The organism is Nocardia vulneris (assembly GCF_001613425.1).
In the GTDB taxonomy this organism is placed as follows: Bacteria; Actinomycetota; Actinomycetes; order Mycobacteriales; family Mycobacteriaceae; genus Nocardia; species Nocardia vulneris.
The window spans coordinates 143,942-163,182 of record NZ_BDCI01000042.1; the positions used below are offsets into that span (position 1 = coordinate 143,942).

Below are 19,241 nucleotides of genomic sequence, written 5' to 3' on the forward strand. Positions count from 1 at the left end.
AGTCTCGTTGCGCACCAACGGGTATCCGCACGGATCAACGCGCCCGACTCCCCTACCCCCGGCGCGAACATCCGGCATCAACCATCAGGAGCAACACCACCCCGATCGGAGTCGCCGGCACGGCCGACCCATCCGCCAGGGTTCCAACGGAACGCAAGCGACTCCTCGGCGCGCACATGCTGGGCCGTGCGCACCTCCTCCGAGCACGGATATGGTATCCAACGTCGTTGCCGCGAAAGGCGATTCGGCGCGCACATCAACAAAGCGCATCGTCGCGACAGACGCCCCTGCGCGCGACTCAGGGCAGTACCACCCCCGCGATAGGGTCTGTTGTCGGCGCGGGCGATCCACCCAAGGGTTCCACGCTGATCGCGAGTTGCTCGCCTGGGGCGAATGCTGTGACGAATGGTTTTGTGGTGGAGGGCAATTCGGCAAGCACGCCGGCTGAGCGGGGTTGAGTTCCCGCCAGCAACCACACCTGGTAGACGTGGTCGGCGGGGGGTTGCGCTACCCCGTCGAAGGCGACGCGGGCTACCCGCTGCTGGGGTGAGATCTCTACGACGAGCGAGCCGCCGCCGGTGACCGGCCCGGCGAGGGTGCGGGTCGTCTGCTCCGCGCTCGGCACTCGTGCGGGCGTGTCGTTGATCCGGTCGGCGACCACCACACCACCGATCACCAGGCACGCCGCAGCCGCGACCGGGACCGCCCAGCGCATGCGCCGCGACCATCCAGCGGACGGACCCGTCCGTTCATCCGGCAGCGCGGCCAGGATCCGGGCCTCCAGTTCCGGCGGCGGTTCCTGTGCGTCGAGGGCGGCGACCCGCGCCATCACCTCGCGCATCCGCCACACGGTGTCCAGAAAGGCTTGCCGCACAGCCGGATCGGCGGCTTCGAGCCGTTCCTCGATATGTCTGCGCTCGATCTCGGCGACGGCGTCGAGCGCGCACGGATAAGCGAGGTCGAGCAGTTCCGCGTCCGAGCGCGGCGGGACCTCAGCCATCGGCGCCTTCTCCGGACAAGCATTTCTCCAGTCTCTTCAGCCCGTCACGGATGCGGGTTTTCACGGTGGGCAACGGTACCGAGAGATGATCGGCCACTTCACGGTACGTCCGCCCGGAGTAGTAGGCGAGGGCGATCGCTTCCCGCTGGGTCGGGGTGAGCGTATCCAGGCAGTCGGCGACGGTCTGCTCCTCCATCCGCTGTGTCACCGATTCGGCGACCACATCGTGATCGCGGCCCGCGTGCGCGTGCGCGAACGCCAGCTCGCGCCCGGCCGCGGCGGCCTCGGCGCGCACCCGGTCGACGGCGCGGCGATGCGCGAGCATCATCAGCCAGCCGATCGGGCTCGACAGTGCCGGGTCGTAGCGTGCGGCGTGCGACCAGACCTGTAGGTAGACCTCCTGCGCGATTTCCTCCGCGGTGGCGTGGCTGCGCAGGATCCGCACGGCGAGCCCGAACACCCGGGCGCTGGTGCGCCGGTAGAACTCGGTGAACGCGGCCCGATCCTCGGTGCCGATCGCGGCCAGCAGGGCGGTCAGTTCGCGGCTGACGAGCGCGGATCGCTGTCGAGCAGCGACGCTCGGCCGTGGGCACGCGACGAACGCCGCATCTTCGCCGATACCGTCCGGCACCAGGTTCCCGAACCGGTACCAGGGCGCAGAACCGGGCTTGCCGATGGCCGAATCACCTGCCTGCATAGACAGGGGTTCGGTTTGCGATGGCGCGCGGATTGGTCTGCGGCGCCGGTCAACTCGAAACCGCGGCGATCAACATGTACGCGGTGCCCAGGTCCATCACCACGTGCGGCACCATCGCCCAGCGCCGGCGCGGACCGGACAGCACCGCGACACACCCACCCGACCTGAGCACAATGCCCAGGTAGCCAGGCGTGTCGGCACCTGGACGGCCGAATGCGCCCAGCACCGTGACGAGCAGTGCGTCGGCGGCGAACAGCCCGGCGAGCACAAGCGCGGGTACCGGAGCGGGCCCGTCGGCGTGTCCGGAAGGGATATGCCCGGACATGGCGTAGAGCATGGCCGCGGCGGTCACCGTGTGATACCCGAGCGGAACCAGTCGGTCGGTGGCCGGTGACCGCTGCTCCTCGGTGCGCGGTTCCGCGAGACGCGCCAGCAGCAACGCCGCGAAGACCACCGTCAGCGCGGTCAGCACACTGCGCAGGGCGATCGGGCTCGCCTCGGCCGGGAACACCAGCATCGCCAGCATCACCAAGCACATGATCAGGTGCGCGGCGTCGGATTCGGCGTACCCACCGCGCGGCAGCGGTCCCGGGGCACCGTGCTGCCGAACGTGTTCCGGCACCGCGACCGGTGCGACCATCCGCCCCACCACGATTCCCGCCGTGAGCAGGAAGGCCACGACCACCGCCCACCGCAATGCGGCGTACTGCTGCACGAACTGCGCCACACCCCACCACCTTTCGCCGCGGCGACCGGGGATCTGTCCCTCTCCATGCTCGCATTGATCGGAACTGGGGAACGGCGAACAACGTCAGTGGCTCACCGACGTCCGGTACCGATCGGCGGCGGTCCGCGCGAAACGCCCCGGCGACACACCCCGCCACTGTTTGAACGCGTTCGAAAAGCTCGGTGCGCCCGAATATCCCATCCGATAGGCGACGTCCTCGACGGTCAGTCCCGTCGCGAGCAACTCCTCGGCGAGGGTGCCGAAGGTTTCCGCGCAGAGCCTGCGATAGGAAGTGCCTTCATCGGCCAACCGGCGGCGCATGGTGCGCAGGCTCATGTGCAGCCCGGCCGCGACCTCCTCCTGGCTGAGCCGCCCGTTCATCCGGTGCATCAGGACCGAACGCACCGAACCGGCCACGCCTTGGCGCAGGCCGCGACGCTGCAGCAGCTCGTCGCACTGCTCCTCGAAGAGCTGCGCGGTGAGCGGACTCGCCTGCGGCATCGGCGCGTCCACGTCGGCGGCGTCGAATACGGCCAGTTGCAGTTCGGCGGATTCGGTGCTCGGGATCTCGAACTGTGCCAGGATCGGCGCCAGGCGCGGACCCAGTCCCCCCGCGATCTCGGCACGCAACACCGGCGGCGGTACGCCGAACACCAGGAACCAATTCGTCAGCAGCGCTGAGACATCCCGTTCGGCGAGGAACGCGCGCAGATCGGCGGGCAGGTCACGGTCGTCGCCGTAGAGCCAGATCTCGTCGTCGCGGTACACGTGCCAAGCGCGCGCGAAAGAGGTCATCAGGCTGAAGTAGCGCATGGCGACGTCGATGGCCTGACCCATGGTCGGGCTGCTGAGCACCGCGAGCGCGAACACCCCGAGGGTGGTGATGTGCGTACGGGAGCCGGCTTCGAGGCCGAGGCCCGGCGGATCACCGAGCCGGGTGACGAGATTGCGGACGATGCCGAGCTCTTGTGCCGCGGTGATTTCCGCACCGGGCGTCTTCAGCAGGCGGGGGTCGACTTCCGTGCCGTGCAGGCACTGCGACTGGGTCAGACCGTGATCCTCTCCGAGCTCGACGAGGATCACCGCGTGTGTCACCGACCGCCGCCACTCCCATGAGGCCACGTATCCATCGTTGCTTGCTATGGCCGATATGCGCAAGGTTTTTGGCCGGAGATCGTATGTTCCGCTGCCCCAAGGGCATTGGTTACCGGTAACAAAACCGTCCGACCGGTTCTGCATGCGGCACAGCGGTGGCCGCACTTCGCAACCAGGTCGGCCGGTGTCGGCATGGACAACAGCCGCCCGGCTTGCGCTGGCCGGTTTACGCAAACTCATGACCCGATATCGCATGGAACGCCACCCAGCGACACCCTAGCGTTGGACAGAGACAAAGGTGGGCAGAACGAAATGTCTCGAAAAACACTCGCTGGCAAACGGATCGCGATCACCGGGGGCGCGCACGGCATCGGGCGCGAGACCGCACTGGCTTTCCTGGCGGAAGGCGCCGACGTCGTGATCGGGGACGTGGATGTCGGCTCGGTGCGCGCGGTGGCCGACCAGCTCGCCAGGATGCACGGCGGGACCGTGGTGGGGCTGGCCCTCGATGTCACCGACAGCGCCCGGTTCGCGAGCTTTCTCGGCTACGCCGAACGCAAGCTCGGCGGGCTCGACGTCGTGGTGAACGCCGCCGATGTGATGCCCTCGGGCCCGTTCCTCGCCGAGACCGAGGCCGAATCCGATCACCAGATCGATATCAACCTGCGCGCGGTGATCACCGGAACCCGTTTGGCCGCTGAACGATTCGCCGCCCGCGGACACGGTCAGATCGTGAACATCGGGACCGCGGCCGGGGTGACCGCAGCGCTGGGTGTCGCGGTGTACTGCGCGACCAAGCACGGCGTGGTCGGACTCGGCGCGGCACTCGATCACGAACTCGCCGAGCGCGGTGTCACCGTCAGTACGGTGGCGGCCGGGTCGATCACCGATCCTGTGGCGGTCGCCGACGCGGTGGTCGAGGCGGTGGTCCGGCAGCGGGGCGGGCTGATCAGTGTGGCCGCGCCCAGGGGCCTGCGGGCCTTGCGACCGCCGAGCGAGCTGCTGCGCCGCTTCTTCGCGCGCAACGGACAGGCGCGCTGACCTCTGTCACAGCTCGCGCAGCACGCGTTTGAGCACCTTCCCGGTGGGGTTGCGCGGGAGTTCGTCGACGAACAGCACGTCACGGGGCACCTTGAACCGGGCCAGATGCGCTTTCACGTGCTCGCGCACCTCGTCCTCGGCCAGGGTATGTCCTTCCCGGACCACCAGTACCGCGCGCAGCCGCTGCCCGTACCGCTCGTCCGGCACGCCGAACGCGCTCACCTCCGCGACCGCAGGGTGCGCGGCGAGCAGCTCCTCCACCTCGCCGGGGAAGACGTTCTCCCCGCCGGACACGATCATGTCGTCGTCACGGCCATCGATGAAAAGCCTGCCCGCGCTGTCGAAGTGGCCGACATCCCCGCTGGACATCAGCTTGCCGACGCGCGCCTTGTCCCCGCCGCCGGTGTAGCCCTCGAACTGGAAGTTGTTGCCGACGAAGATCCGTCCGGTGTGTCCCGGCGGCAGTTCGTTGCCGTCGTCGTCGAGGATCTGCACGGTGGCGCTGGAGACCGGGCGACCCACGCATCCGGGTTCGACGGCCAGGTCCGCGGGCGTGGCGATGGTCGCGTAGGCCACCTCGGTGGAGCCGTACAGGTTGTAGATCACCGGGCCGAACGCGTCGGTCACCCGGGTACACAGGTCGGCGCCCAGCTGCGAGCCGGCGACGAAGATGATCCGCAGCGCGGAGAAGTCGTGTCCCGCACGGCCGCGAGGCCCCAGATCGACCAGGCGCTGCAGCATCACCGGCACGGCGATCAGCGAGGTGGCCCGATGCCGGTGCATGCTGTCCAGCACCGCCTGCGGGTCGAATCGGCGGCGCAGCACCAGCGTGGAACCGAAACCGAGCGCGAGGGCCACATGCGCGAAGCCGAGCGTATGGAACAGCGGCGCCGGGCATTCGGTGATCTCCTTGGCCCGGAACGGCACCTTGTCGAGCAACGCGCCCAGCGGCGCGAGCGACGTCGGATCACGCCGCGGCGCGCCTTTCGGCGTTCCGGTCGTGCCGCTGGTCAGCAGGATGACCTTCGCGGTGGTGGTGGCGCGGCGCAGCGGGGTCCGCGGCGCGCCCGCGATCAGATTCTCCAGCGTGCCGACGCCGGGCTCCTCGGCCCAGGCCCGGTAGCGCCCGCGCGGCGCGGTGAGATCGCCGAGGATCTCGGTGTACTCCTCGTCGAAGACCAGCAGGTCGGCGCCCTCGCGCGCGACCACCTCGCGCAGCTGCGGGCCCGCGAAATCGGTGTTGAGCAACACGATTCGAGCGCCGCACTTGGCCGCGGCGAACACCGCGTAGTGGAAACCGCGGTGGTTGCGGGCCAGGATCGCCACGGTCTCGCCGTCGCGCAGGCCGCGCACCCGCCAGGCATTGGCCAGCGCGGTGGTGCGCTCGTCGAGTTCCCGGAAGCTGAGCGTGCCCAGCTCGTCGATCAGCGCGGCGCGATCCCGGTAACGCACCGCGGCCACCCCGGTGAGCCCGCCGAGCAGGCCGGATCGATAGACCGCCGCCCCCATCCTGGCGAGCCGGTCCGGCCATTCCGGCGTCACCAGACCGGCCCGCACCGCCAAACTGGCGTAATAGGTTTCGTCGACGGCCCGGCGCGCGACCACCGCGGCCTGGGTGGCGACCTCGGCAAGCTTCATCATCTGACCCCCTGGCCGGACAACCGCGTCCAACGAAAAGTGCGGGCGAGTGCCTTCACAGTAAAGCGCGTCCGGCGGGGTCCCGTCGAGCACCCGTTTTCCGGATGCGAGCGGCCACCCCGCGCGGCATGATCGACGCATGTCCAGCAATACCGACCAGTCCGGTACCGAGCCCGCGCAGACCTCCGGGCTCGCCCTGCGCATCGTCGTCGACGACCTCTCCGGACCGGAGATCGCCGCGCTGCTCACCGAACACCTCACGGACATGGCCGCGAACTCCCCCGCCGAGAGCATGCACGCCCTCGACCTGGACGCGCTGCGCCGCCCGGAGATCACCTTCTGGAGCGGTTGGGACGGCACGGTGCTCGCGGGGTGCGCGGCACTGAAGGAACTGGACGCCGAGCACGCCGAGATCAAATCCATGCGCACCGCCGCCACGCACAAACGGCGCGGCGTCGCCTCGATCCTGCTGCGGCACTTGCTCGCCGCGGCCACGGCGCGCGGCTATCGCCGGGTCAGTTTGGAGACCGGCACGCCGGAGTTCTTCGCGCCCGCGCAAAAGCTCTATGCCGCACACGGTTTCGTGTCGTGCCCGCCGTTCGGCGAGTACCGGGTGGACCCGTACAGCACGTTCATGACGCGCCTACTCTGAAACCACCGCGCCCCTTGCTCTTTCGCACCGCTGCGGTGCGTGCGAGCAGTGGTTCAGCCGAGTGCGGCGGTGAAGCCCGCAACCAGCTCGTCGACCTGTTCGTCGGTCATCACGAACGACGGCGAGATCTGCATCGCGCCCTGGCCCGCCGCGCGGCTGGAAACACCGTGGGCGCGCAGGGTTTTCACCATCGGCAACCCTTCGGCGGGATCCACCAGCTGAACCGCGGCGACGGCGCCCAGTCCGCTGCGCACCTCCGCGACGCGGGGATGCTCGGCCAGCGGTGCCAGCTTCGCGTGCAGGGTGGCCTCCAGGCGCGCGGCCTCGGCCAGGAGGTTTTCCCGCTCGACGATGTCGAGGTTGGCCAGCGCGGCGGCGGCCGAACCCGCGTGCCCGCCGTAGGTGTAGCCGTGCCGCCACCAGACGCCGCCGCTGAAGAACGGCTCGGCGACACGCGGGGCGATGAACACCGCGCCCATCGGGAGGTAGCCGGAGGTGAGACCCTTCGCGGTGGTCATCAGGTCGGGCTCGAGATCGAAGCGCGACGAGGCGAACCACGAACCGCCGATCCGGCCGAAACCGGTGACCACCTCGTCGGCGACGAAGAGGATGTCGTGATCCCGGCAGATCCGCCGCACCTCGGCGAGATAGCCCTGCGGCGGCAGGTAGATGCCGCCCGCGCCGATGATGGGTTCGCAGAAGAACGCGGCGATGCGTTCGGCGCCGATCTCCTCGATCAGCGCGAGCAGTGCCTTGGCGTCGTCCCAGTCGACGGTGCGCGCGTCGGCCATCAGCTCGCCGTAGCCTTCGCGGTTGACCGGGATGCCCGCCAGCGCGGTGCCCGCGACGTGCATGCCGTGGTAGGCCTTGCTGCGCCCGACCACGATCGTCTTGTCCGGGCGGCCGAGTTCGTGCCAGTACCGGCGGGCCAGCTTGGCGGCGGTGTCCACCGAGTCCGAGCCGCCGGAGGTGAAGAAGATCTTGCTGCCCGGCACCGGCGCCAGCGCGGAGAGCCGCTCGGCCAATTCCTGGGTGGCCGGCTCGGCGAAGTCGCCGAAGTTGGAGTAGTGCGCGATCTGGCGCAGCTGCGCGGCGACCGCGTCCGCGATCTCGCCGCGCCCGTGCCCGACGTTGGTGAACCACAGTCCGGCGGTGGCGTCCAGGTAGCGCTTGCCCGCGGCATCGTAGATATAGGCGCCCTCGCCCCGGGCGACGACGAACGCGCCGTCCCGCTCGACCGCACCCATGTCGGCAAAACCGTGCCATAGCGAGTTCATGTGTCCACCTTTACCTCAGGAAGGTGTCGCCCAACGAATCCCGTCGCCCAGGTATGGCCAGTACCACGTTCGTCCGGCCCGCTCATGACGCGCGGTAGCGGGCCCGGCCGCCGACCGCGGCGATGGCGACGGCCAGCAATGTGAAGACGCCGGTCAACACGATCAGGCCGATGGCCAGGGAGATATAGCCCTGACCACGCGGATCGATGAACGGATACGGATACCAGTCCACGATCGGGCCGCGGATCAGGGTGTACGCGCCATAGATCAGCGGGTAGCCGAGCCAGAGCGCGATCAAACGCGGCGACAGCGCCACCCGCGCCCGGGCCGGGACCAGCACCCAATCGGCCACCAGCACGATCGGCAGCACCCGGTGCATGACGTCGTTGATCCAGCGATCGGTCAGCATCACGTCGATATTCGCCAGCAGGACCGCGTAGATCACACCCGTGATGAGCAGATACAGCGTCGTCGCGCCGCGCACCACCTGCCAGCGGTGACTCTGCGGGTCCACCAGGCCGCCGATCAGCAGCACCAGCACGCCGAGCACGTTCGACTGAATCGTGAAGAAGCTGAAGTAGTTTCCGAGGGAGAACGCGTCCTCGTGCAGATCGCGCAGCGGGATCCAGGCCAGCGCGACGGCGCCGAGCACACCGAAGGCGACCCGCAGAATCCGATAGAACAAAGCCGTGCCCGTATCGGCGCTCATCGCCCGATCCTCGCATATCAACCCGTGTTCACCCGGTAGATACGGACGAACCGCACATCTGTGGCAACCCTGGCGCACCGCCTACCGGAAATACCGGTTGCCTTCCTTCGCTACGCTTATCGATGCAATGACCAGGACAGCTGATACCGGACCCCGCGAGCTCCGCACCCGCCTGGCGAATCTCTCCCTCCGCGACGAATACCGGCTGCGCCGCCGGCTCGACCGGGCGCGCGGCGGCGACCTCGGCGCGGTCGAGGCGGAGATCGCCGCCGCGGAACTCCGCATCGACGCGCGCCGCGCGGCGGTGCCGCAGATCCGCTACCCGGAGCAGCTTCCCGTCACCCAGCGCCGCGACGACATCGCCGCCGCCATCGCCGCGCATCAGGTGGTGATCGTCGCGGGCGAGACCGGCTCCGGCAAGACCACCCAGATCCCGAAGATCTGCCTGGAACTCGGCCGCGGCATCCGCGGCACCATCGGCCACACCCAGCCGCGCCGGCTGGCCGCGCGCACCGTCGCCGAGCGCATCGCCGAGGAACTGGGCACCGAACTCGGCGACGTCGTCGGCTACACGGTCCGCTTCACCGACCACGCCTCCGACCGCACCCTGATCAAGCTGATGACCGACGGCATCCTGCTCGCCGAGATCCAGCGTGACCGGCTGCTGCGCCGCTACGACACGATCATCATCGACGAGGCGCACGAGCGCAGCCTCAACATCGACTTCCTGCTCGGCTACCTGAAACAGCTGCTGCCGCGCAGACCCGATCTGAAGGTGATCATCACCTCCGCGACCATCGACCCCGAACTGTTCGCCCGGCACTTCGCCGACGAAAAGGGCACGCCCGCACCGATCGTCGAGGTCTCCGGCCGCTCCTATCCGGTCGAGCTGCGCTACCGGCCGCTCTCGCTCGAACTGCCCGGTGCCGACGAAGACGACGAGGACACCACGGTGGTCGACCGCGACCCGGTGGACGCCATCGGCGACGCGGTCACCGAACTGTTCGCCGAAGGCGACGGCGACGTCCTGGTCTTCCTGTCCGGCGAACGCGAGATCCGCGACGCCGCGGACGCGTTGCGCGACCTGAAACTGCCGCGCACCGAGATCCTGCCGCTCTACGCCCGGCTGTCCACCGCCGAGCAGCACCGGGTGTTCGCGCCGCATCCGGGTCGTCGCGTGGTGCTGGCGACCAATGTCGCCGAGACCTCGCTGACGGTGCCGGGCATCCGCTACGTCATCGACCCCGGGACCGCACGCATCTCGCGGTATTCGATGCGCACCAAGGTGCAACGCCTGCCGATCGAGAAGGTCTCGCAGGCCTCGGCCCGCCAGCGTGCCGGGCGCTGCGGCCGCGTCGCCGACGGCATCTGCATCCGGCTCTACGCCGAGGACGACTTCGAGGCCAGGCCCGCGTTCACCGAACCGGAGATCCTGCGCACCAACCTCGCCGCCGTCATTTTGCAGATGACCGCGCTCGGGCTCGGCGATATCGAGAACTTCCCGTTCGTGGAGGCCCCCGACCGGCGGGCGATCCGCGACGGCATCGCGCTGCTGGAAGAACTCGGCGCGCTGGGCAGGCGGACCGACGGCAAGGCCGGACCCGAAACCCGCACCGACGACTACGGATTGACGCTCACCCCGATCGGCCGGGACATGGCGCAACTGCCGGTCGACCCGCGCATGGCGCGGATGCTGGTCGAGGCGCACGGCACCGGCTGCCTGGCCGAAGTGCTGATCATCGTCGCGGCACTGTCCATCCAGGACGTCCGCGAACGTCCGGCCGAACATCAGCAAGCCGCCGACACCAAGCACGCCCGCTTCGTCGTCGAGGGCTCGGATTTCCTGGCCTACCTGCGACTCTGGGACTACCTGACCGAGCAGCGGAAATCGTTGTCGTCCAACCAGTTCCGGCGGATGTGCCGCGAGGAGTTCCTGCATTATCTGCGCATCAGGGAATGGCAGGACCTGCACGGGCAGCTGCGCACGATCACCCGGGGGCTGGGGTGGGCTGAGGGGGGCGAAGAGGCGGGGCGGGCTCGCGGTGGTGCGGCCGAAGGCGGCGGGGGTGGGCGTGGCCGGGCCGATGGTCGCCGAGGCGGGGCTGCGGGTAGCCGAGGCGAAGGTCGTGGCCGGAACGAGAGCGGACGAGGCGAGGCCGGTAGTGGCCGAAGCGGGGTTGACGGCGGCCGCGGCGAGGGCGACGGCGGCAGCCGTGACCGGACCGAGGGCGGTCGAGGCGAGGCCGACGGTGGCCGAGGCGACAGTGGTGACCGGGACGAGGGCGGCCGGGGCGGAGTCGAGGACGGCGTCGGAAACGATGGGGGCCGAGGGCAATCCGGGGGCGGGCCAGGCGAGGGACGTGGTCGCCGGTCGCGCCGCGGTGGTTCCGTTGCGGACCGGCGCGAGGGCGACGCGGCGGCGGACGCTGCGGGCGGCTCGCGCGGGTCGAGGCGGGGGCGGCGCGGTGATCGCCCGCAGGCTGCGGGTGGCGCGGCGCTCGAATCCGAGGACATGCCTTGGGATTCGGTCAGTATCCATCAGGCGCTGCTGGCGGGCATGCTCTCGCACATCGGCGTGCGCGAGGCGGAGTCACGGGAGTTCCTGGGCGCGCGCAACGCGAAGTTCATGATCTTCCCCGGGTCGTCGCTGGCGAAGAAACCACCGCGCTGGGTGATGGCGGCCGAACTCGTCGAGACCTCGCGCCTGTGGGGCCGGATGGCGGCCAAGGTGGAGCCGGAGTGGGCCGAGCGGCTCGCCGGTGATCTGGTGAAACGCATCTACTCCGAACCGCATTGGTCGGCCAAGCGCGGCGCGGCCAGCGCCTACGAGCGGGTCACCCTCTACGGCATCCCCCTGGTCACCGGCAGGCAGGTGGACTACGGCCGCATCGATCCCGAACTGTCGCGCGAGCTGTTCATCCGGCACGCGCTGGTGCAGGGCGAATGGCAGACCCGGCACGAGTTCTTCCACCGCAATCGCGAATTGATCGACGACGTCGCCGATCTGGAACACCGCGCCCGCCGCCGCGACATTCTGGTCGACGACGACGTGCTGTTCGAGTTCTACGACAAGCGGCTGCCCGCCGACATCGTCTCGGTGCGCCATTTCGACAAATGGTGGAAGGGCGCGTCCCGCAAAGATCCGGCGCTGCTCGACTTCTCGACCGCCACCGTCGTCAACGAGAACGCCGCGGCGCTCGACCCCGCCGCTTTCCCCGACGCCTGGCGGCAGGGCGAACTCAGCTTCCCCCTGACCTATCAGTTCGAGCCCGGCCAGGAGGAAGACGGTGTCACGGTACGCATCCCGGTGGAGCAGCTCGCGCACGTGCGCGCGGTCGGCTTCGATTGGCTGGTGCCCGGCATGCGGGACGAACTGGCCGCGGCACTGATCAAGACGTTGCCGAAAGCGTTGCGGCGCAGCGTTGTTCCCGCACCCGATTTCGCCGCCGCCGCGCTGGCCGCGCTCACGCCCCGCGCAGAACCGTTGCGCACCGGGCTGTCGCGGGAACTGTCGCGCCTCGGCTCGATCACCATCGACCCGAGCGACCTCGACCCGAGCGCTCTGCCCGATCATCTGCGGATGACGTTCGCGGCGGTCGACACCGACGGCCGGGTGCTGGCCAGCGGTAAGAGTCTGCAAACGCTGAAAACCCGGTTGGCCGAACAGGTCTCCGCTTCGGTGGCGCGGGCGACCGCGGGTGCCGAACGCGCGCCCGCCGCCGTGTGGACCTCGGAATCGCTCGGCACGGTCGAAGAGACGGTGCGACGCGAGGTCGCGGGGCAGACCGTCACCGGCTACCCCGCGCTGGTGCCCGAGGGCGACGGCGTGGCCGTGCGCGTGCTCAGTTCGCCTGCCGCGCAAGCCAGTGCGATGCGGGCGGGCACCCGCGCGCTCGTGCTCAACGCCATCCCGACCTCGGTGCGCACCGTCACCGCGAGCCTGCCGCCCACGGATCGCCTTGCGCTGAGCCAGAATCCGTACGGGTCGATCGACGCGCTCGTCGAGGATTGCCGCGCGGCGGCGGCCGACGAACTCATCGCCGCGGCGGGCGGGCCGGTGCGCAGCCCGGACGATTTCACCGCACTGGTCGCGAAGATCCGCCCGGACCTGACCACCGCGGTCGCCCGGTTGGTGCGCCTGCTCGTCCCGATTCTCGCGGAAGCGCACCGGGTTTCGGCCGCACTGGCCGACACCACCGAGCGCGATATCGCCGACGACGTACGCGACCAGCTCGACAATCTGGTGTTCCCCGGCTTCGTCTCCGAATGGGGTAGCACCCGATTGCGGGAACTCCCCCGCTATCTCCAGGGTGCCGTCGCCCGCCTGGAGGCCCTGCCCGGCTCCGCGGTCCGCGACCGGCAGAGCATGGCCGAACTGGATCGCGCGATCGCCGCCTACGACCGCCTCCTGAACTCCCTACCGGAGAACCGGCGCGGCACCCCGGCCGTCACCGAGATCTGGTGGATGCTGGAGGAATTCCGAGTCAGCCTCTTCGCCCAAAAACTCGGCACCCCATACCCCGTGTCCGCCAAGCGGATCGAGCGCGCCATCGCCGCCGTTCGCCGCTAGGCGCGTTGTGGTGGTGACCGCTGGGCGGGTTTTCGCGAGTTCCCGCACTCCGACGCGACAGGCAGTTCACGAGGTTCCCTTGCTGGTGGCGACGCACTTTCGCCTACGACTCAGCTCGCCGATTTCGCGCTCGAACGCCGCCTGCCGTCCCAGCATCACCCGGAAGTCGACCGCGGCATCGGCGGTCGCACGATGACCGCCGCAGGGGTGAGGTCGGCGCGGAGCGGGAAGCGGTTGGCGTGGACATACGCCTCGCAGCATCGTCGTATTCCGCTGTGTCACACCGATGATCCGCGCGCTATGACCGAGGTCGGTAGCCCATTCCGGTGTCCGCCAAGCGGATCGAACGCGGCATCACCGCCGTCCGCCTGGCAGCCCACCACGGCCGTCGCGGGATGGCATCGGCCTCGTACCCGAGTTACAGCATCGTCGTATCCCGCTGTGTCACACCGATGATCCGCGCGCTGTGGCGGAGTTCGATGCCAAGGCGCGCGGTCGCGGCGTGCTGAGGGATCGGCTATTCGGCGGGCACCATGGCGGCGTCGGCGCGCGCCTTGCGCATCTCCTGGATCTCGCGTTCGAAGTCTTCCGCGGAGGTGAAAGAGCGATACACCGAGGCGAAGCGGAGGTAGGCGACCTCGTCCAGGTCGCGCAGCGGACCGAGGATGGCGAGGCCGACCTCGTGGCTGGGCACCTCCGGAGAACCCTTGGCGCGCACCGCGTCTTCCACTTTCTGGGCGAGCAGGTTCAGGGCGTCGTCGTCGACCTCACGGCCCTGGCAGGCGCGGCGCACGCCGCGAATGACCTTCTCCCGGCTGAACGGCTCGGTGACGCCGCTGCGTTTGACCACGGACAGGATCGCGGTTTCCACGGTGCTGAACCGCCGCCCACAGTGCGGGCACGCGCGGCGGCGGCGGATGGCCGCGCCTTCGTCGGCCTCACGCGAGTCCACCACCCGGGAGTCTGGGTGTCGGCAGTACGGGCAATGCATCCGAGAGATCCTTCGTCGATGCGAGCGCTCGCGGCCGGCCCGGCAACCGATCGGGGTGACCGTCCCGGCGAGCACGTGTACAGGGGCCTAGACCCCGGCACCAGGTAAACCTCAGACGATACGCGGAATACCTGCATAGCACTTCGAGGATACCTGTCCGGGTCCCCGGGTTGTCCCACTCACCCGGTAGCGGGACCGTCACTGCCGCATCTGCCGCCCGCGCGGACGGGCCTATCCGGCCACCTGCCACTGCGAGGTCAGGTCGGCGATCAACTCGGGCAGGCGCGGCACGAGCCGCCCGCGGGCGAGTTTGTTCCAGAACGGTTCCCCGAGCACGGCAGGCCCGAGCACCGGATTCTGTTCCAGGTCGATGTGGCGCGGCACGAGATCACCGGTGATATAGGTCCACCGCGTGTCGCGGTCGGCCCAGTTGAAGTCGGGCAGCGGGGTGCGCAGCGCGAGCGTGCGGCCGCCGAGGTCGGCCCGGACCGTCGCCGGCGCGAACACCCCGGGCGCACGCACGCCGGGCACCGCCGGTTTGCCGGCGATCGTGCTCACATAGGTGAGGACACGCCCGATCGGAGCGCGGCCCGCCGCGGTCTCGTCCCACTGGTCGGCGATCACCCGGTTCTGTTCCCGGTCGGTCATCTTGATCAGGGCGTCGACGTAACCGTCCTGGGTTCCGCGGGCGATGGACTGCCACGCGGTGTGGATGTCGGCGTCGAGGATGCCCGCCTCGGTCATCTCGTCGATCCCGCGCATCCCCAGCGCCACGTACGCTTCGTGCATCGGAACCAGGTCGGTGAAGATGTGCTTCTGCATGATCATCAGCCGGGTCTGATACCAGGCGACGTCCTGCGGAGTGAGCCGCGCACCTTCGGCGGCGAGCAGGCGGATGTCGGCCGGCAGGTCGCGCACCAGCTCCGGCGGGGTGCCGCGCAACAGGTCGGCGACCGTGTTGCCGAGCTGCTGGATGCCGGGCAGGTCGAGCACCACCCCCACATCGCTCATGTCGAAGAAGCCGGAGGCGAACGAACCGCCCGCGATCCCGGCCAGCCCCGCCCAGTAGAACTCCGGATGCTGCGTGGTCAGCCGCAGATAGTTGACGTACACCTGATTGAACGTGCGCTCGTTGGCCCGCACGCCGCGCGCCGGATCCCACCCCGCGAGGTCGATATCGGCGTTGCGCGTGGCAACGACCAACCAGTACTGATGCAGCAGGGTCGCGTACCGGCGCGGCGGCATCCCGTCGGCCCGCGCCGCCTCGACCGCTTCGACCAACGTCGATTCATCCAGCGGCAGTGCCGGATTCAGCCCGCCCCCGCCCGTACCTTCCCCGTTCACCGCGGGCAGATCCAGGAACGTCGCGTAAACGGGCGCGGCCTGCGCGACCGGGATCGCACCGATCCCGAACACGAGACTCACAGCGAGCCCGGCGATTCCGGCAAGAAACCGGACCGAACGTCCGGTAGTGGCGAAGTGCGTCATTGCTGGCTGTCCCGACTCGCTCGTCCGACGAAAGAACGTCTGGCAAGAGCCCCTGCCAGATCGCGTTTCAGCACACTAGCAACATGTTCCAGACAGCAATCGACAATTCCGGCCACGTTGCAGGCCGATAACCCGAACCCCCCACGCAGCTCACCGCCCCTTCCCGCACCCCTTCCGCTCCCAATCGCGGCGTGTCACACGGCAAGTCAGGGTGCGGGAACACAGAAAGGGTGCGGGAACGTCGCGCACGCGCAGCCCGGGCCGCCCCGACGCGCACCCTCGCGCGCCGCGCGGCTGACATCGCAGGCACAACCCGATAGGGCCACATCCCACCCTTCCCGCACCCCTTCTGATCCCAAACACGGCGTGTCGCACGGCAAGTCGGGGTGCGGGAGCACAGAACAAGTGCGAGAAGCCACCCACCCTGCAGCCCGGGCCGACCTGACGCGCACCCTCGCGCGCAGCGCGGCTGACATCGCAGGCACAAGCCCGAAAGGGCCACATCCCACCTTCCCGCACCCCTTCTGATCCCAAACACGGCGTGTCGCACGGCAAGTCGGGGTGCGCGAACACAGAACAAGTGCGAAAAGCCACCCACCCGCAGCCCGGGCCGCCCCGACGCGCCCCCCTTGCGCGCCGCGCGGCTGACATCGCAGGCACAACCCCGATAGGGTCACATCCCACCTTCCCGCACCCCTCCCGATCCCAAACACGGCGTGTCACACGGCAAGCCGGGGTGCGCGAACACAGAAAGGGTGCGGGAACGTCGCCCACGCGCAGCCCGGGCCGCCCCGACGCGCACCCTCGCGCGCAGCGCGGCTGACATCGCAGGCACAAGCCCGAAAGGGCCACATCCCACCTTCCCGCACCCCTTCCGATCCCAAACACGGCGTGTCGCACGGCAAGTCGGGGTGCGGGAAGACGGAAAGGGTGCGGGAACGTCGCGCACGCCATCGTTTGCGAGCCTGGGCAGCTTTTACGCACGCGCAGCCTTCAGGATTGCGCCCCTGGAACCTCCGCGCCCACCGCATCGAGCGGATGCACCGGCAAGATCCGCCGCTCGCCGCCCCACGGCACCTCCGTCACAGAGCCAGCCGCTCGCCGCCCCACCGCACCTTCACCACAAAGCCGGCCGCTCGCCGCCCCACCGCACCTCCGCCACAAAGCCAGCCACTCGCCACCGCAGCAGCTGCGCTGCAAGGTGAATCGCCCGACCTCAACCCCGGCAAACCACTGCGAAGCCAAGACTCACTCCCCCGGCCCCCGCACCCCAACTCCAATCCTCAGCAGAACCCTCGATTGCCGATCCGCTCCACCCCGGCACGAACCGCCACCCCTTCAAGCAGCCCGCAGGGCTGCACCACAGCCAAACCCGCACACCCCAGCCCTCAACCACTCCCGCTCGTCCGCCCCACCCCGCAAACCCCCACGAAACCAAGGCTCACCCCCGCCGATCCACCCCACCCGAACCCCGCCAAGCACGCAGCCCGCAGGCTGCACCACAGCCAAACCGGCACACCCGCCCTCAACCACTCCCGCTCGTCCGCCCCACCCCCGCAAACCCCCACGAGACCAAGACTCACGCCCGCCAATCCACCCCACCCGAACCCCCGTCAAACCCGCAGGGCTGCACCACGCCAACGCCGGACGACGCGCCGCAACCACCCCCGTTCGCCCATACCCACCCCACGCCCCCGAACCCTTCAAGCCCGCAGGGCTGCACCACAACCAAACCCGACGACCCGCCGCAACACTTCGTCCGTCCACCCCGCCCTCACCCCCGGGACGCCCATCAACGCACCGCCGGAACACCTTCCGGCAACTCCACTCCCACCCCGCCCTCGACGGACAACGAATGCTCCGCAGGTACCGGGGACATCTCGCTACCCCAATCCCCCGCGCGCAGATGGGCGAGGGTGATCAGCGCCGCCACCACCAATGCACTGAGCAGCGCCGCGACGGCCAGGACCGCGAAACCGACCTGCGCCTGCTCGACCAGCTCGCCGGGGTGCGCGCCACGCGCGCGGCGAACCGCGGAAGTCCTTGTGCCCCGGTCGTACACGACGACCCCGCCGCGGGGGCGCGCACTGGGCGGGCGGCGATCCACGACGGAACGTGTCGAGTCCAGCGCTCGGGTGCGCAGGGTGCCGCGGTGCACCCGGGGCACCGTGGCGAAGGCCTGGTCGATCTCGTCCGCACCGGCCTCGCGGCGATCGAGGTCGTCGGCGACACGCAGCGCGACGCTCTTGCGTGTCGCGCCGATCTCCGTCTTGATATCGCTGATCGCAGTGCTCATCGGACAAACCTCCGTGGTGGGTGCTCCGTCTGTGGTCGAGCTGTATCGGTCGAGCTGGACGCTTCGGTGGGGCTGTTTTTCGGTGCCGCTGCTGGGTGCCATGTTCGATGCTGTTCGCTCAGGTGTTCGAAGAACTGATGTTCGATTTCTACCACGAGCCACCGACAAAGTCAGCAGAAACGCCCGACACTCCTCGAACAGATGTTTGAAACATGGGCTCGACCGGTCTAGATTCAAAAAGACGAAATTCTCGACAAGCCGAGCACGAGATTTGCCGGGCAACGGATCCGCCCGGACACAGCACGGAAGGGCGGTTGCGGTGAGGCAGACAGACGACACGGGCGACGAGAGCGAAGGCGGCGCCGACTCGGCGATTTCCGGGGCGGATCTCACCGTGCGTCAGCGCAAAGTGCTGGAGGTGATCCGCTCCTCGGTGAGCGAGCGGGGTTACCCGCCGAGCATCCGGGAGATCGGTGACGCCGTGGGGCTCACCTCCACCTCCTCGGTCGCCCACCAGCTTCGAGCCTTGGAGCGCAAGGGATTCCTGCGGCGCGACCCGAATCGTCCACGCGCGGTCGATGTTCGCGGCCTGGACGAGGTGGGGCGTGCGGTCACCAGCCTGCACATCGCCCCGGTCGACGAAACCGACGGCGCCACCGCCGATTCGGGCAGGCCGACCCCGACCTTCGTGCCGGTGCTCGGCCGGATCGCCGCCGGTGGTCCGATCCTGGCCGAGCAGGCGGTGGAGGACGTGTTCCCGCTGCCCCGCGAATTGGTCGGCGAGGGTTCGCTGTTCCTGTTGAAGGTCGTCGGTCAGTCGATGATCGACGCCGCGATCTGCGACGGCGACTGGGTGGTGGTGCGCCAGCAGAACGTCGCCGACAACGGCGATATCGTCGCCGCCATGATCGACGGCGAGGCGACGGTGAAGACGTTCAAGCGCACCGGCAAGGACGTCTGGCTGATGCCGCACAACCCCGTGTTCGAACCGATCCCGGGCAACGACGCGCAGGTGCTCGGCAAGGTCGTCACGGTCATCCGCAAGATCTGAGCACGCTCG

14 protein-coding genes are annotated in these 19,241 nt (G+C 69.2%); 4 read left to right on the forward strand and 10 right to left on the reverse strand.

Annotation, left to right across the window (positions count from 1 at the left end; translation table 11 throughout):
* Window positions 1-298: 298 nt before the first annotated feature.
* The 4 genes from NVU01S_RS36435 to NVU01S_RS36450 form a co-directional block, all read right to left on the reverse strand.
* Complete coding sequence (locus tag NVU01S_RS36435; RefSeq protein WP_043681010.1) at window positions 299-1,000, reverse strand: anti-sigma factor; 702 nt, start codon at window positions 998-1,000, stop codon at window positions 299-301.
* Entirely contained in the window at window positions 993-1,697 is a 705-nt protein-coding gene (sigK, locus tag NVU01S_RS36440) for an ECF RNA polymerase sigma factor SigK (protein WP_043681007.1), read from the reverse strand. Before sigK ends, NVU01S_RS36435 begins: the two co-directional genes overlap by 8 nt.
* Window positions 1,698-1,746: 49 nt before the next feature.
* Window positions 1,747-2,424 carry a DUF5134 domain-containing protein gene (locus NVU01S_RS36445; RefSeq protein ID WP_043681002.1) on the reverse strand — a complete coding sequence of 226 codons (678 nt, stop codon included), beginning with the start codon at window positions 2,422-2,424 and terminating at the stop codon, window positions 1,747-1,749.
* 84 nt (window positions 2,425-2,508) lie between these two features.
* Window positions 2,509-3,546: an AraC family transcriptional regulator gene (locus NVU01S_RS36450; RefSeq protein ID WP_063776065.1), complete on the reverse strand. Its 1,038-nt coding sequence runs from the start codon at window positions 3,544-3,546 to the stop codon at window positions 2,509-2,511.
* A 285-nt stretch (window positions 3,547-3,831) separates the two neighbouring features.
* On the opposite strand from NVU01S_RS36450, the gene NVU01S_RS36455 reads away from it, so the two are divergent.
* Window positions 3,832-4,560 carry an SDR family NAD(P)-dependent oxidoreductase gene (locus NVU01S_RS36455; RefSeq protein ID WP_052281334.1) on the forward strand — a complete coding sequence of 243 codons (729 nt, stop codon included), beginning with the start codon at window positions 3,832-3,834 and terminating at the stop codon, window positions 4,558-4,560.
* A gap of 6 nt (window positions 4,561-4,566) precedes the next feature.
* Here NVU01S_RS36455 and NVU01S_RS36460 read toward each other — a convergent pair whose 3' ends face one another.
* Window positions 4,567-6,198, reverse strand: a complete 1,632-nt coding sequence (locus tag NVU01S_RS36460; protein WP_082032421.1) for an acyl-CoA synthetase — start codon at window positions 6,196-6,198, stop codon at window positions 4,567-4,569.
* 139 nt (window positions 6,199-6,337) lie between these two features.
* Between NVU01S_RS36460 and NVU01S_RS36465 the strand changes: the two genes are divergently transcribed.
* A complete protein-coding gene (locus tag NVU01S_RS36465; protein WP_244467523.1) occupies window positions 6,338-6,850 on the forward strand; it encodes a GNAT family N-acetyltransferase in 513 nt (170 codons plus the stop codon).
* Between the two features lie 53 nt (window positions 6,851-6,903).
* Here NVU01S_RS36465 and NVU01S_RS36470 read toward each other — a convergent pair whose 3' ends face one another.
* Together NVU01S_RS36470 and NVU01S_RS36475 are read right to left on the reverse strand one after the other, a co-directional pair.
* Window positions 6,904-8,127: an aminotransferase family protein gene (locus tag NVU01S_RS36470; protein ID WP_043680993.1), complete on the reverse strand. Its 1,224-nt coding sequence runs from the start codon at window positions 8,125-8,127 to the stop codon at window positions 6,904-6,906.
* 82 nt (window positions 8,128-8,209) lie between these two features.
* On the reverse strand, window positions 8,210-8,836 hold the full coding sequence (locus NVU01S_RS36475) for a Pr6Pr family membrane protein (RefSeq protein ID WP_043680989.1): 627 nt from the start codon (window positions 8,834-8,836) through the stop codon (window positions 8,210-8,212).
* A gap of 127 nt (window positions 8,837-8,963) precedes the next feature.
* On the opposite strand from NVU01S_RS36475, the gene hrpA reads away from it, so the two are divergent.
* The gene (gene hrpA / locus NVU01S_RS36480; protein WP_043680985.1) at window positions 8,964-13,406 is read left to right on the forward strand and encodes an ATP-dependent RNA helicase HrpA; all 4,443 of its coding nucleotides are present in this window, start codon (window positions 8,964-8,966) and stop codon (window positions 13,404-13,406) included.
* 517 nt (window positions 13,407-13,923) lie between these two features.
* Here the strand turns inward: hrpA and nrdR are convergent.
* The 3 genes from nrdR to NVU01S_RS36495 all read right to left on the reverse strand — a co-directional run bounded on the left by nrdR (window position 13,924) and on the right by NVU01S_RS36495 (window position 18,181).
* Complete coding sequence (gene nrdR, locus NVU01S_RS36485; RefSeq protein WP_029900639.1) at window positions 13,924-14,397, reverse strand: transcriptional regulator NrdR; 474 nt, start codon at window positions 14,395-14,397, stop codon at window positions 13,924-13,926.
* A gap of 231 nt (window positions 14,398-14,628) precedes the next feature.
* A complete protein-coding gene (locus NVU01S_RS36490; RefSeq protein WP_043680982.1) occupies window positions 14,629-15,885 on the reverse strand; it encodes a hypothetical protein in 1,257 nt (418 codons plus the stop codon).
* 1,792 nt (window positions 15,886-17,677) lie between these two features.
* The gene (locus NVU01S_RS36495; RefSeq protein ID WP_156161978.1) at window positions 17,678-18,181 is read right to left on the reverse strand and encodes a hypothetical protein; all 504 of its coding nucleotides are present in this window, start codon (window positions 18,179-18,181) and stop codon (window positions 17,678-17,680) included.
* 373 nt (window positions 18,182-18,554) lie between these two features.
* Between NVU01S_RS36495 and lexA the strand changes: the two genes are divergently transcribed.
* Window positions 18,555-19,232: a transcriptional repressor LexA gene (lexA, locus tag NVU01S_RS36500; RefSeq protein WP_042253714.1), complete on the forward strand. Its 678-nt coding sequence runs from the start codon at window positions 18,555-18,557 to the stop codon at window positions 19,230-19,232.
* Window positions 19,233-19,241: the final 9 nt, after the last annotated feature.

Bases quoted from the DNA above. Each gene is read 5' to 3' on its own strand.
- NVU01S_RS36435 (WP_043681010.1), bottom strand. From the start codon at position 1,000: ATGGCTGAGGTCCCGCCGCGCTCGGACGCGGAACTGCTCGACCTCGCT.
- sigK (WP_043681007.1), bottom strand. From the start codon at position 1,697: ATGCAGGCAGGTGATTCGGCCATCGGCAAGCCCGGTTCTGCGCCCTGG.
- NVU01S_RS36455 (WP_052281334.1), top strand. From the start codon at position 3,832: ATGTCTCGAAAAACACTCGCTGGCAAACGGATCGCGATCACCGGGGGC.
- NVU01S_RS36460 (WP_082032421.1), bottom strand. From the start codon at position 6,198: ATGAAGCTTGCCGAGGTCGCCACCCAGGCCGCGGTGGTCGCGCGCCGG.
- NVU01S_RS36465 (WP_244467523.1), top strand. From the start codon at position 6,338: ATGTCCAGCAATACCGACCAGTCCGGTACCGAGCCCGCGCAGACCTCC.
- NVU01S_RS36470 (WP_043680993.1), bottom strand. From the start codon at position 8,127: ATGAACTCGCTATGGCACGGTTTTGCCGACATGGGTGCGGTCGAGCGG.
- NVU01S_RS36475 (WP_043680989.1), bottom strand. From the start codon at position 8,836: ATGAGCGCCGATACGGGCACGGCTTTGTTCTATCGGATTCTGCGGGTC.
- hrpA (WP_043680985.1), top strand. From the start codon at position 8,964: ATGACCAGGACAGCTGATACCGGACCCCGCGAGCTCCGCACCCGCCTG.
- nrdR (WP_029900639.1), bottom strand. From the start codon at position 14,397: ATGCATTGCCCGTACTGCCGACACCCAGACTCCCGGGTGGTGGACTCG.
- NVU01S_RS36490 (WP_043680982.1), bottom strand. From the start codon at position 15,885: ATGACGCACTTCGCCACTACCGGACGTTCGGTCCGGTTTCTTGCCGGA.
- NVU01S_RS36495 (WP_156161978.1), bottom strand. From the start codon at position 18,181: ATGAGCACTGCGATCAGCGATATCAAGACGGAGATCGGCGCGACACGC.